Below are 12,085 nucleotides of genomic sequence, written 5' to 3'. Positions count from 1 at the left end.
AAGTCGGTCCTACCGCCACCATCGATGGGTCACCATCGTCATATCGAGGGGCTATCCGTGCGGGTTGCGGAGTTGGCGAACGTCGCAAGAAGTTCTCCGATGCGGTGGTCGCGGTCCAGTGGATGCCGCAACGGCATGGCCGTGTTGAGCCGGTAGATGGTGCGTCGGCCGTCGCGCTCCCGCTCGAGGTAGCCGGCTTCTTCCAGCTCGGTGACGATGCGTTGCGCTGCCCGCTCGGTGATGCCGACCTGTTCAGCCACGTCCCGAAGTCGGGCGTTCGGGTTATCCGCTACGCACAGCAGCACGTGGGCGTGATTCGTCAGAAACGTCCAGTGCGCCATCCGCCCATTCTCCCCCACCACATTGATTCCCCGCTTTCCCGATACCCGCAATTTAATACGTGCTATGTTTTTCGTGTTTTGATTAACGCGTTTTGAGAGGCGGGTATGAACAACACTCGATCGGGCGGTGTGGCCGAGGTCGTCGCCCGCCTCGTGGCGACGATGATCGGTGTCGGATTCGTCATCGCGGTCGCTGCGATTCCTCCTGTCTTCTCGTCTTCCCCTGTGCCGGTGGGGGTAGGTCAGACGACGCTTCGATGGGATGGTCTCGCGGTGGTGTTGTCGGCGTTGGTGCTGGGGCTGAGCACCCTGATCCAGGCTTTCGCGCTCCGGTACCTTCGCGGCGACACTCGCCAGCTGTGGTTTGTGGCCTCGTGCACCCTCCTGACGGGATTCACCGTGCTGATGCTGTGTGCAGGCTCGGTGGCGGTGTTCGCGGTCGGGTGGATGGGCGCTGGGCTCGCTCTGCTGCTGCTACTGGGCACGTATTGGCCGTTGGCTCAGGCTCGGCGAGGGGTGCGGTCCACCGCCGTGAGATTCATCATCGCCGACGCTGCGTTCGTGCTGGCTGTGATCGTGCTGCTGGCGGCCTCCGGAGGGGACGTGTCCTGGGGGCAGCTGGCCGCCGTGTGTGCGGCCCTTCCCCTACCGGGTCAACTGATCGTCGCGGCACTGCTCGTGACGGGCGCGTTGGCGCGCTCCAGCCAGGTCCCGTTCCAGGGCTGGTTGCCTTTCACCTTGGCGGCACCCACCCCCGTATCCGCGCTGATGCACGCGGGCGTCGTCAATGCGGGAGCGATCCTGCTGTTCCGATTCGCTCCCATTATCGCGCTGCACACCTCAGTCATGACGGTGGTGTTTCTGGCAGGAGCCGCGACACTCACCTATGCCGCCGCCGTCCGGTTGGTCCGGGCGGACGTGAAGGGCCGATTGGTGTTCTCGACCATGGGGCAGATGGGATTCATGATCATGGCGTGCGGCCTCGGCTTGTTCGCCGCGGCGATCTTCCACCTGATCGCTCACTCGCTCTTCAAGTCCGCATTGTTTCTGGGCGCCGGGATGGGCGTGAGCGAGCACGCCATCGACCGGGATCTGCCACCTGTCACACCCCACACGCGTGCATCTCTCGGTGTATCGATAGTGGTCGGGGTCGTGGTGCCGACCGCAACTCTGCTGGCCGTAACTCTGATTCTCTTCCCCTCCACCTCAGCGGCGACGCTCGGATTGCTCGCATTCGTATCCCTCACGGCCTCCGTCGCGCTGGCCTTCGCGCTGATGACGAACTTCACCGTGCGAACCTTTGTCGGTGGCATCGGCGCGACCGTGCTTCTCGCGGCCGGTTATGTGGTGTTCTTGCACACCTTCACCTCCGCCATTCAACCCGCGTTCCCGATCTCCGCTGCCCCCGCCTGGCTGCTGCTACTGCCCGCACTCGGACTGCTGGGGCTGCAGTTGCTCGCCAGCACACGGTGGCTCGCGGGCATCCGCGATCTGCTTTATGTCCGATCGCTGACCGCGACCGTATCTCGTCCGCCGGCTGTCACTGGAGTCTTGTCATGAGTCTGATTCTTCGCGCGCAAATCGCCTCAGCGGCGCAAAACATCGTGCCCGCGTGGCCGCTGCAGTCGTTCATCGCGGTGAACCCTCTGGCGGGGTACGAACCCGTTCCCTTCCACCGTGTCCTTGCGCGAAAGGTTGCGCTCACCCGCGAACATCGCGGGTATCTGGCTGATCTGCGGGAGGGTCGCATCGCCGACGCTGACCTGGAGCAGGCGATCAGCGAACGAGTGCCGGAACTCGCTCGAGCCACGATCAACGTGGCCGGCAAGGCGGTGGCGGCCGTTCGGGTCGCAGTCCTCGACATGACCTCTGCACAGGAGAGCCCGACCGGGACGGCCGAGCCCGCACCGGCCTCTCGGTCGATGCTGTGGCTTGACGAGTATCTGGCCGCATGGCTACCTGCGTATCTCAACCCCGATCCTCTCTGGCCGATGCCGCACAGACGGGAGGGGCTATTTGGAGCGTGGCGATGGCTGGCAAGCCGGGACCTTTCCTTGCCGCGGGCGGCACGGCGCGCCCTTCGGGGAGTGTCGGAGTCGGCGGACGCCGCGCTGGAGTGGGCCCTGGGGCGACTGGCGGTTACGCCCGAACTGATCCGCACCGCTCTCGCCCAAGAACTCGAGTACCTTCCCGGCTGGGTCGGCTACATCAAGTGGCGTGCAGAGAAACACGGCGACATCGACCTGACCTCCTACCTGGCCGTCCGTTTCGTGCTGCGTGCACTCCTCGCCATCCCCCTGACACCGCGACCACTCCCTTCCCCGGCCGACGAACGAGTCCTGCTATGGCGGCGCGCCGAACAGGTCACCGGATATCTCAGTGAGCGGCACACTCGTCAGGACGTCGCGGCCGTCGCGGCCGTGCTGGCCCATCACCGGCCAGACGAGCACCGGTTCACCTGGCAGAAAGCCTACGAACTGAACTACCGCAACTCCCTACTTCCTTCCCTGAGTTCCACAACCCCGCCGAGCACAGCGCGGCCCCAGTTTCAGGTGGTGATGTGCATCGACCCCCGGTCAGAAGGCATGAGACGCCACCTGGAAACATCGGAAACGGTGGAGACTCTTGGTTTCGCGGGGTTCTTCGGAGTGCCGGTTCGCTTTGCCCGCTATGGCGCGCGGGGAAGCGTCGACTCTCTCCCGGCCCTGCTCACGCCACGCCACAGCCTCACAGAACGGCCGGCGTTGCCCCTTCAGGCTCAGGCGCATCTCGCACGGGGTCGCGCCAGGGATGCCCTGCGTCACGCGGCCCATACGGCCGACTCCAGCACCGGGACCCCGTTCGCACTCGCGGAGACCACCGGCTGGTTCTACGGCGCAACCAGCCTCCTGCGCACCTTCACGCCCACGCTTTACCAGCGCCTGCGCCGCACTCTCGCCCGCCCTGATCCGCTGCGTGGTTCTGTGACGATGGCGGACTCGTTCACGCTCGAAGAGCGGGCCGGGATCGCCGAGACCGCGGTGAGAATGATGGGCCTTTCTGACTTCGCACCGCTGGTGGTACTGGCCGGGCATTTCTCAGAATCCGCTAACAACCTTTATCAATCCGCTCTGGATTGCGGTGCGTGCGGAGGAAACCCCGGAACAGCGAACGCGCGTGCCGCTGCGGCGATCTTCAACGACGCCGGTGTGCGGGCGATGCTTCTTCTCCGCGGAATTCACATCCCGGATGGGACGGTGTTTGTCGCAGCCGACCACAACACCACCCGCGACACCCTCACCGTGCTCGACCGTCACCTCATCCCCGATAGCCACCGCAGCCTGATCGCCGAGTTTGAGGGCCTGCATCGTGCTGCCGGGAGAAGGCTGCTACACGAGCGCGCGTCGGATCTCCCCGGAGCCACTAAACGGCAGTCAGCATCGCGCCTGCAAGCCAGGGCGGATGACTGGGCGGAGGTCTACCCCGAGCTCGGGCTCGCCGGAAACGCAGCCATGATCATCGGCCCCCGCGCTCTCACTCGCGGTGTCGACCTCAGCCGGCGCGTCTTCCTGCATTCCTACGACACCGCCCTCGACCTCGACGGAACCGCGCTGGAGACGATCATGACGGCCCCCCTCGTGGTCGCGCAGTGGATAAACCACCAGTACTACTTTTCCGCCCTCAACCCCGACACCCTCGGTGCTGGAACAAAAACGATCCACAACGCCGTCGGCACCATCGGAGTGCTCGCCGGCCACGCCGGAGACCTCCGCCGCGGACTGCCGTGGCAGTCCGTCGGTCTCGGCACGAAACTCTTCCATGAACCGATGCGGTTGACGGTCATCATCCAAGCCCCGCTCGACCGGGTCGGCGACATCATCTCCCGCAACCAAGTACTCAGACACCTGCTCGACAACGACTGGATCACCCTCACCGCTCGCGCCCACGCCCATGCCCCCTGGCGCCGCTACACCTCCTATGGGTGGGTAACGACCACCGAACCGATGAAAGGACAATCAACATGGACAACATGACACTGATGACCCGACTGGAAGTGGTGATCCCCGCCCGCGAGGCACCCGACATCCGCGAACTGATCACCACCTCCGGCGCCACCGGCTATACGGCTGTCTCGGGAGTGTCTGGCATCGGTCATCACGGCCAGCACTCCGGCGCGCTTCTGTTCAACGAATACGACACCCTCACCATGATCATCACCGTCCTACCCCCCGACAAAGCCACCGAGTTGATCGACGCAATTCGCGAACTTCTCGGCACCTCCAGCGGAGTGATGTTCGTCGCCGACACCTACGTCTCACGGCCTGAATACTTCCAATGACCCGAGCCCTGACCCACTACACCGGACGCAACATCACCTTCGCGACCATGCACGGCAAAGAACAGCTTGCCCGCGGCGCATTCCGGCGCATTCTCGGTGCAACCGTCGCCGCCCCACCCGGCCTCGACACGGACCAGTTCGGCACCCTAGCCGGCGATATCCCCCGCATCCTCACCCCGCGAGATGCAGCCCATGCAAAAGCGCGCCTCGGCATGCAGATCGCCAGGTCACCATACGGGCTCGCGTCGGAGGGAAGCTTTAGCGGAAGCTCCGGACCACTGGTCGAACAGAGGGAGATTCTGCTGTTCATCGATGACGACCTCGGACTGGAACTCATCGAAGGGACCCTCACCACATCCCCTCTCCCCGGGGGATGCACCATCACCACCCCCGTCCGCGCGCGCGAGTTTGCTCGAGCTCTGGGCTTCCCCTCCCAAGGGGTCGTCCTGCACAGCGCGCAAGACGGACACATGATCGCCCACAAGGACTTCACCCAACTCGACGAGCTCCAGGCAACCGCCGAAGCACTGCTTGCGAGCGGATCGGCCGTGATCGTGCAGCCCGACTACCGGGCTCACCGCGCGCCCTCCCGAGCCGATATCATCCGTACCCTCTGCAATCAGATGGCCAAACGCCTCGCCACCGAATGCCCCAACTGCCATGCCCCCGGGTTCGGGAGAGTCGACGTGGAACACGGTCTGCCCTGCTCGGACTGTGGTGCGGCCACCCAGGTCATTGCCGCCGACCTCCACGGATGCTGCGAATGCTCCCACCGAACGCGAATTCCGCGAACGCACCTCCGCGCGGAACCTGCATGGTGCGACTACTGCAACCCCTAACTCGGCCTTGCTGAGAACGACTCCCTTATCGAGTTCTCGCAGCAATCGCCGATCGTTCCGAAAAAGTGGCTCAGCCCGGAGGCGCGTCTTCTGTTCGCGAGTGCCCACGCCGTGAACACGGCCGGGCAGGGTGTTGGCATGGATGAGCCTCTCGGAGAGACCCCGATCCACATCTCATTTCGAGTAGCCTCACCACGGGCTGGTCGAGGAAGAGTATTACGCTGAGCAACAATCGTCCCAGCCGGCAACCGCCAGACAGGGGAGCAATCAGGTACCAACCTCGGGCCGAACCACGGGTGTTGTAGTGGACGGCCTCCGGCGCCCTGCAACCTACGGAGATCTCTTCATGAAGTTCCTTCTGTTGGTCGGTGGCAGTCAAGAAGCGTGGGCCAAATTGGGGCCTGCGGATTGGTCAGCCAATGAGAGGGCGCATGGTGCCCTCATCGCCCAGGTGAAGCAAACCGGCGAGTTCATCGAATGCGGCGAGCTCAACGTCACTCCGGCGGGTGCTCGAATCGTCCGCACCGAAAACGGAGTCACGTCGAATTCCGACGGCCCGCTTCACGGTGGGGAGAACTTCGCATCGGGCTATTACCTGCTCGACTGCGCCGATATCGAACGCGCGTCCGCCATAGCCGCCGAGCTTTACGAAAGCCGTTTTGCGCCCATCGAAGTCCGACAAATCGGCGCTTGATCGAAATCCATCCCGATCGGGGTGGCGTCAATGCTGCGTCGCCGTCGTCTCCGAACCAGGTTCGACTGTTGCCCGTAAGCCGGACTTGGAACGGACGGCAAGGCACGGTACTCCCGGTGACCGACTTGATGCCTACCGTGAGCAATGCTAAAGAGTGCGTTGGCAGTTCTCCCACGACAATCCGGCGGCTTTCCTTTCACGGCTGCCTTGGTTCTGTTCATCACCTTCAACATTCTGAGCCCTCGACTCCCACGAGCTCCCTCGCGACCGCGGGGACGGGGCGTCGTCTACCTGCTCGCACCTCAGGCTTTGTTCCGTCATCCTCTTGCGCTCAGGATGCGTCCGCAGGAAGTCCGTCTGCAGGAGAGGTCAGAGCGAGAGCCATCGTGAGTCGTCGATGATCGGTTCTCGAGTTCGTCGAGCCTCGCTTGGTCGGTGAACCGAGTCGGAACCCGGACGCTATGTGCGTCGACATAGTGAACTAGTGGACGTGTTGACGCGCCCCACGGCTTGTCAACACCGACAACCACGCGCAGTACCTCACTGAGTCCAACATCCACGGCTTCACGATCATCGGGCACGACGGCGCCAACGGCCTGGTCTAGGTCTTCGACCCCGCCGGCACTGTGATCCCCAACCTCGGCGAGCCGCACCACATCCGCAGTGGCAGGACCGTCGGCAGCTCCGCCCGGAGGATCTGAGGACGGACGACTACGACTCCAGCGGCAGCTTCGCGCTCGACCCCCTGGCCACTTGGCCGCGTCAATCGGTCAGCTGGTGGAAGTCGAGATCTCACAGGCCGGGCGATCGTCATCGCCGGGCAGCAACACCACCCGCAAGGACGACCGCAGCGTCACCGAGCTCGAGGTCGGCGGTGCCCCGAGCGCCTAATAGGCAACGCCAAACTGCGAGCGCGTGTGAGACGGAGCCTCGATCTCATCAAGGATCGCTCTGGCGAAATCCACTCCGGAAATCGCCGACGACCCGCTGGCGTCGAAGATTGCAACTTCTCCGCCGGTGCGGTAGGTGCCCCGGTCCTCGCCGGGGGCGTAGGAACCGTAGGTCGCGGCGGGGCTCGCGTAGAACCAGTCCAATCCGGTTGGGGCCGACGCCGATAGCTCATCGATCACCTCGGCCATCACGCGGGCCTCCGTCGCGAACTGCGGGGGCACGTCGTCCCCGTAGGCCATGCGCGGTGCATCGGGAGCAGGACGAAGTGCGCTGAATCCGCCGACGATACCGATTCGGGTCGCAGCTTGGGCAGCTAGTTTCGCGAGGGTCGCGTAGACGTCCGTTAGTCCGGTGGCGAGTTCGGCTCGGGGCGCGAGCGCACCGATGACCACGTCTGCGCTCGAGACGAGGTCGGGCAGTTCGGCGCTCATCGAGCCCGTGCGGTAGCGCACGCCCTCGATGGCGGATTCGGGCGCGTGACGACTGAACGAGATGACCTCGTGTCCGCGAGCGACTGCTTCTCGGGCGATGTTCGAACCGGTGTAACCGGTGCCTCCGAGGATGGTGATGCGAGACATGGAGCTCCTTTACATCGAGAGTGGGGCGGTGAATCCATTTTACCGAAACTGGTTACTATCGGTAAGTAGGCACTTTCTGGTAACCGAGCGGAGTATTCGATGGTCGAACTTGATCCGTATCAGGAAGGATGCCCCACTCGTCGCATCCTGGATCTGATCGGCGGTCGCTGGACCGTCCTCATCGTCGGTGCGCTCAGCGACGGCTCCATGCGGTTCTCCCAACTCATGCGCCGCGTCGAGGGGATCTCGCAAAAGATGCTGACGCAGACATTGCGGGCGCTGGAACGCGACGGGCTTGTGGTTCGCACCGTGACGGCGGAAGTGCCGGTCAAAGTTGAATATCGGCTCAGCCCGGCGGGTCGAACGCTCATAGAACCTCTCAGGGCACTCGAGCGTTGGTCCGTTGACCATTACGGCGGCGTCGCGGAGTCTCAGTCCGACTACGAGTCTCGCCTCGCCGGTTAGCGCCGACTAGAACATCGACTCCGTCGGAGGGCAGCACGGCGCCGTTGATATTCACGCCAACGTTGCTGAGCAGGAGGGTGATCGACGCGGTGAGCGCCTCGGGGAGCGCGATCGGCACATCAGCGACTTGGCTGTCGCGCCGCTTCTGGCCGAACTCGCTGGTCTTGCCCGGGCGTATGCCGGTCAGCGTGCCGCCCGGCGCGACCGCGTTGGCCCGGATGCCGTGCTGCTCGTGCAACTCCGTCCCGTGTCGTCGCCCGAGTCAGCTCGGTCATCTCGGCAGATTCTGATGACGCTCTCAGCTGTGATTACCTCGCCCGAAGAGCAAGCTAATCGCCTCTTCGAAATCCTGCAGGAGATTCTCGCATCGAAATCGGAGTCAAACTTCTCATACAGGTATTGGCTCTGGAGGCGGGGCGGCAGTTACCAGCGTCCACGGCGACGCGTGGAGAGTTGTTGTTAACGCAATCGACGCGCCGACAAGCTTGGTGCCGGCACCCGATTCGACCTAGCGGACTTGGCGGGCCGCGAGCAAAATGAGCCATGACTGAATCTCAGCGCGGAGGACTATCTGACCGCATCCTGTCAGTGTTCTCTTTGGTGCTTGCGGCGTTCTCGCTAATGATCAGTTTCCTTCTGATCTTCAACGGCTCAACGGCCCAGGCTCAGTTCGACGCTAAACGACAGTCATGCGTGGACGCTCTAACCGACCTCATCCACAGTCTCGTTGAGTTGGAAGTCACAACATCGGCCCCAAATAATTCGACGAGAGTGGACTTCGTTGCTAACGGCGCCCGATCGCAGATCGAATGTTTCGACACCCGCTTCATCGATGACAAGTCCACCTTTCACCAACAATGGGCCAAAGATGTTCAGGAGATCAATGCAGACATATACCCGGAAGACGCCGAAGGCACAGTCCAATCGGGAGAGGGGGCTGCTGCCGTCCAGCGTTTGGCCCGATCTACGCTCGGCGCATTGAAGTCCTCTTCCAAAGCTACAGGCCCGGGATATTTTCCTTGGCAGGCAGCAGGATCTCTGTCCCCGAAGCCTCTTTCGAATACCTCGAAGTGATCGGGGGCCTAGCTGCGGATCAGTGAGCGGCGCACCCGGCTGCCGACGATGACGGCGTCGGACTCTTCGTCTGCTGTGGCGGGCACCCGTTCAAGTCAGCAATCGCCCTCAAGTCGGTCGCGGGGAGCGCTACCAATTACGGCCCGCTGGTCGTCCGTCGAATGACGAGTTCGCGCCCGCAACCACATGGATCACCGGTACGCCGAGCCACTAGACGTCGAACAACTCGCCGCACTCGTTTACGTGACGCGAGCCCACTTCATCCGAGAATTCAAACGAGTATTCGCCGAGACTCCGTACCACTACCTGCAACGCCGCCGAGTAGAGCGAGCAATGGTCCTACTGCGCCACAATGACGCGAACGTGACCAAGATGTGCATGTCTGTGGGTTTCAGCAGTCTCGGGACATTCAGCCGCACCTTCTTGGAGATCGTCGGCCTATCTCCTTCGGCCTACCGAAAAGCGAACGCCAATGAGCTGCAAATCGCGCCAACCTACTTCGCGATGCGCTGGTCTCGCCCCATCGGTGACCGGCGTTGACGATTCCCTGGACGTCTTCGGACCCCAAGTTGATGTGCACCTGCTGTTCCGCGGCAGGCACCCAACGTGGTCGCAACACGGTGTTGAGGCAGCCCTGGCGACCGTAAGAGAAAGGGCCCTCTGAGCGTGAGGCCCGCGGGCACTATAAAGGCGCCCGTGGTTGACGTTATCTGAGCCGTCACCTTCCAACGCAGCAGACCCGTTCGCCATTCATTCGATGAGGGCACGGGTCGGCACCACTCGACGTCTTCGAGATGATCACAGAATGTGCGTCGATCATCTTTGCTCGCGTACACCTGGCGCCCGGCGTCACACCCCTTGGACGTCGGCGTCCACGCTCGATTGAAAGATCTAGCAAAATCGCACTTTAATTAGTGTAGGTAAGGGAGGCACAACCCCCATCTGTGTTACCCGACTTCCGCGCATCAATCCTGGTCCCCTATCCAGCCAGAAAGGCCCACCTTGGTAACCACGAACCGGCGTCTTGCCGAGTCCACCCGCGTGGAAGCGTTCAGTGACGGAGTTTTCGCCGTCGCCATCACCCTGCTTGTGCTCGAGTTGCACGCACCAGAGGGCAAAGGCGAATTCTTGAGCGAACTTCTTGCCCAATGGCAAACCTACGTCGCCTACCTGGCAGCGTTTCTGGTAATCGGTGTGGTGTGGATGACACACCATGCCCTGTTCACGCGTATTGCTCGCGTCAATGCGCGGCTCATCGCCCAGAATCTTCTTCAACTGCTGCTGGCCTCTCTCGTACCCTTCGCCGCCGGAGTTGTCTCGGATTCGCAGCGGATGGGAGAGCGGAGCGATCAGGTGGTCGCAGTTGCACTATTCGCCCTAATTTCCATTGCGTTGTCGCTCAGTTGGTATTGGCTCTCTTGGTATGTGGAGGAGACACCAGAACTGCTTATCGATCCGTCTGAGGTGCCGGCGCTGGCCCGTTCACGCAAAGTGCAGCTATTCGCTGTCTTCCCGCCAATTGCCGCGTTCGCGCTTGCGTTCATCAGTCCTCTTCTCGCGCTGGCGATTCTTGGCGTGCTGCCCCTGTTCTACCTCGGCTCGTTAATGCGCACGGAGCGCGGTATCGAGTGACAGTTCCGCGAACCACCAATGAAGAAGTGCCCGTCACGGCGGTCACATGCGAGGCCGTCTGCGTATTTTCTGGGTCGTGAGCGTGGGACCGTCGGCGTGAGAAGCTACCGAGAGACGATCGACTCGAGATATGTCGTTTTCAACGTTCCGCCTACGGGCCGCCTCTCTGGTCGAAAATTGGCCTCGAGGCTGCTCCCGTGATGGATAAGGATGCCGCCCGCGGATCGTCCGGCCCGGGGCGCTTCAGGTGCCCGCCGTTGCGTCCTCTCAGATGTCACCTTCCAGCGCAACAGATCCAAGGCCTTCCTGGCCGGACTAAGGGCGAAAGTCTCGATCTGCTTGAGACAAGTCTCGATTTGCTTGAGAACTGACAGACACCAACACACTGGAGCGAGCGACGGGAATCGAACCCGCACTACCTGCTTGGGAAGCAGGAGTTCTGCCATTGAACTACGCTCGCACGACCGCATCCGAAACCGGACTGTGGCACTCATGAATACTAGCAACGACGGGTTCGGTAGGCTCTGTGCATGCTGCTCTCGGACCGCGATATCAAGCTCGAACTCGACTCCGGACGCATCGGGCTGCAGCCCTACGAGCCTTCGATGATCCAGCCGTCGAGCATCGACGTGCGGCTCGACCGCTTCTTCCGGCTCTTCGACAACCACAAATACCCCTTCATCGACCCGGCCGAAGACCAGCCCGACCTCACCCGGCTCGTGGAAGCGGCACCCGACCAGCCGTTCATCCTGCACCCCGGCGAATTCGTGCTCGGCTCCACCTACGAGCTCGTCACGCTTCCGGATGATGTGGCGGCGCGCCTGGAGGGCAAGAGTTCGCTTGGCCGGCTCGGCCTTCTCACCCATTCCACCGCAGGATTCGTCGACCCCGGCTTCAGCGGTCATGTCACGCTCGAACTGTCGAACGTTGCGACCCTGCCGATCAAGCTCTGGCCCGGGATGAAGATCGGGCAGCTCTGCTTCATCCGGCTCACGTCTCCGGCCGAGAAGCCCTACGGGTCGGCCGAGTACTCGTCGCGGTACCAGGGCCAGCGGGGCCCGACGGCCTCGCGCTCGTACCAGAATTTTCACCGCACGGATATCTCGCGGGATGAGAGCCGGCTCGACTGAGGCCGGGTCTCGATACGCGCGGCAGACCGCGCTACTCGACCAGCGGGTCTCGATACGCGCGGC

General features: G+C 62.8%; 13 protein-coding genes and 1 tRNA gene. 11 read left to right on the top strand and 3 right to left on the bottom strand.

The window, feature by feature from the left end:
- Nucleotides 1-38 precede the first annotated feature (38 nt).
- Complete coding sequence (locus VLI63_RS07105; protein ID WP_409156164.1) at nt 39-341, bottom strand: helix-turn-helix transcriptional regulator; 303 nt, start codon at nt 339-341, stop codon at nt 39-41.
- Between the two features lie 105 nt (nt 342-446).
- Between VLI63_RS07105 and VLI63_RS07100 the strand changes: the two genes are divergently transcribed.
- The 6 genes from VLI63_RS07100 to VLI63_RS07075 all read left to right on the top strand — a co-directional run bounded on the left by VLI63_RS07100 (nt 447) and on the right by VLI63_RS07075 (nt 7,083).
- Nucleotides 447-1,901, top strand: coding sequence for a proton-conducting transporter membrane subunit (locus VLI63_RS07100; protein WP_409156163.1), 1,455 nt, complete (start codon nt 447-449; stop codon nt 1,899-1,901).
- Entirely contained in the window at nt 1,898-4,354 is a 2,457-nt protein-coding gene (locus VLI63_RS07095) for a DUF2309 domain-containing protein (RefSeq protein ID WP_409156162.1), read from the top strand. The genes VLI63_RS07100 and VLI63_RS07095 overlap by 4 nt, the downstream gene beginning before the upstream one ends.
- Nucleotides 4,342-4,659: a DUF190 domain-containing protein gene (locus tag VLI63_RS07090; protein ID WP_409156161.1), complete on the top strand. Its 318-nt coding sequence runs from the start codon at nt 4,342-4,344 to the stop codon at nt 4,657-4,659. Before VLI63_RS07095 ends, VLI63_RS07090 begins: the two co-directional genes overlap by 13 nt.
- Complete coding sequence (locus VLI63_RS07085) at nt 4,656-5,498, top strand: DUF6671 family protein (protein ID WP_409156160.1); 843 nt, start codon at nt 4,656-4,658, stop codon at nt 5,496-5,498. The genes VLI63_RS07090 and VLI63_RS07085 overlap by 4 nt, the downstream gene beginning before the upstream one ends.
- 346 nt (nt 5,499-5,844) lie before the next feature.
- The gene (locus VLI63_RS07080; protein ID WP_409156159.1) at nt 5,845-6,192 is read left to right on the top strand and encodes a YciI family protein; all 348 of its coding nucleotides are present in this window, start codon (nt 5,845-5,847) and stop codon (nt 6,190-6,192) included.
- A 753-nt stretch (nt 6,193-6,945) separates the two neighbouring features.
- Nucleotides 6,946-7,083, top strand: a complete 138-nt coding sequence (locus tag VLI63_RS07075) for a hypothetical protein (RefSeq protein WP_409156158.1) — start codon at nt 6,946-6,948, stop codon at nt 7,081-7,083.
- Here the strand turns inward: VLI63_RS07075 and VLI63_RS07070 are convergent.
- Nucleotides 7,080-7,721 carry an NAD(P)-dependent oxidoreductase gene (locus VLI63_RS07070; protein WP_409156157.1) on the bottom strand — a complete coding sequence of 214 codons (642 nt, stop codon included), beginning with the start codon at nt 7,719-7,721 and terminating at the stop codon, nt 7,080-7,082. The two genes, VLI63_RS07075 and VLI63_RS07070, sit on opposite strands and share 4 nt — an antisense overlap.
- Nucleotides 7,722-7,820: 99 nt before the next feature.
- Between VLI63_RS07070 and VLI63_RS07065 the strand changes: the two genes are divergently transcribed.
- The 4 genes from VLI63_RS07065 to VLI63_RS07050 all read left to right on the top strand — a co-directional run bounded on the left by VLI63_RS07065 (nt 7,821) and on the right by VLI63_RS07050 (nt 10,892).
- Entirely contained in the window at nt 7,821-8,186 is a 366-nt protein-coding gene (locus VLI63_RS07065) for a winged helix-turn-helix transcriptional regulator (protein WP_409156156.1), read from the top strand.
- A 543-nt stretch (nt 8,187-8,729) separates the two neighbouring features.
- The gene (locus VLI63_RS07060; RefSeq protein ID WP_409156155.1) at nt 8,730-9,260 is read left to right on the top strand and encodes a hypothetical protein; all 531 of its coding nucleotides are present in this window, start codon (nt 8,730-8,732) and stop codon (nt 9,258-9,260) included.
- Nucleotides 9,261-9,446: 186 nt separating this feature from the next.
- Nucleotides 9,447-9,800, top strand: coding sequence for a helix-turn-helix transcriptional regulator (locus VLI63_RS07055; protein ID WP_409156154.1), 354 nt, complete (start codon nt 9,447-9,449; stop codon nt 9,798-9,800).
- A gap of 462 nt (nt 9,801-10,262) precedes the next feature.
- The gene (locus tag VLI63_RS07050; RefSeq protein ID WP_409156153.1) at nt 10,263-10,892 is read left to right on the top strand and encodes a TMEM175 family protein; all 630 of its coding nucleotides are present in this window, start codon (nt 10,263-10,265) and stop codon (nt 10,890-10,892) included.
- Nucleotides 10,893-11,278: 386 nt separating this feature from the next.
- Here the strand turns inward: VLI63_RS07050 and VLI63_RS07045 are convergent.
- Nucleotides 11,279-11,352 (bottom strand) — tRNA-Gly (locus VLI63_RS07045).
- 70 nt (nt 11,353-11,422) lie between these two features.
- Between VLI63_RS07045 and dcd the strand changes: the two genes are divergently transcribed.
- On the top strand, nt 11,423-12,022 hold the full coding sequence (dcd, locus tag VLI63_RS07040; RefSeq protein ID WP_409156152.1) for a dCTP deaminase: 600 nt from the start codon (nt 11,423-11,425) through the stop codon (nt 12,020-12,022).
- Nucleotides 12,023-12,085 lie beyond the last annotated feature (63 nt).

Origin of the sequence: Lacisediminihabitans sp. H27-G8 (genome assembly GCF_046156175.1) — a bacterium.
Taxonomy (GTDB): domain Bacteria; phylum Actinomycetota; class Actinomycetes; order Actinomycetales; family Microbacteriaceae; genus Lacisediminihabitans.
Note: the sequence above shows the minus strand (reverse complement) of the source record. Positions and strands in the feature narration are given on the sequence as shown.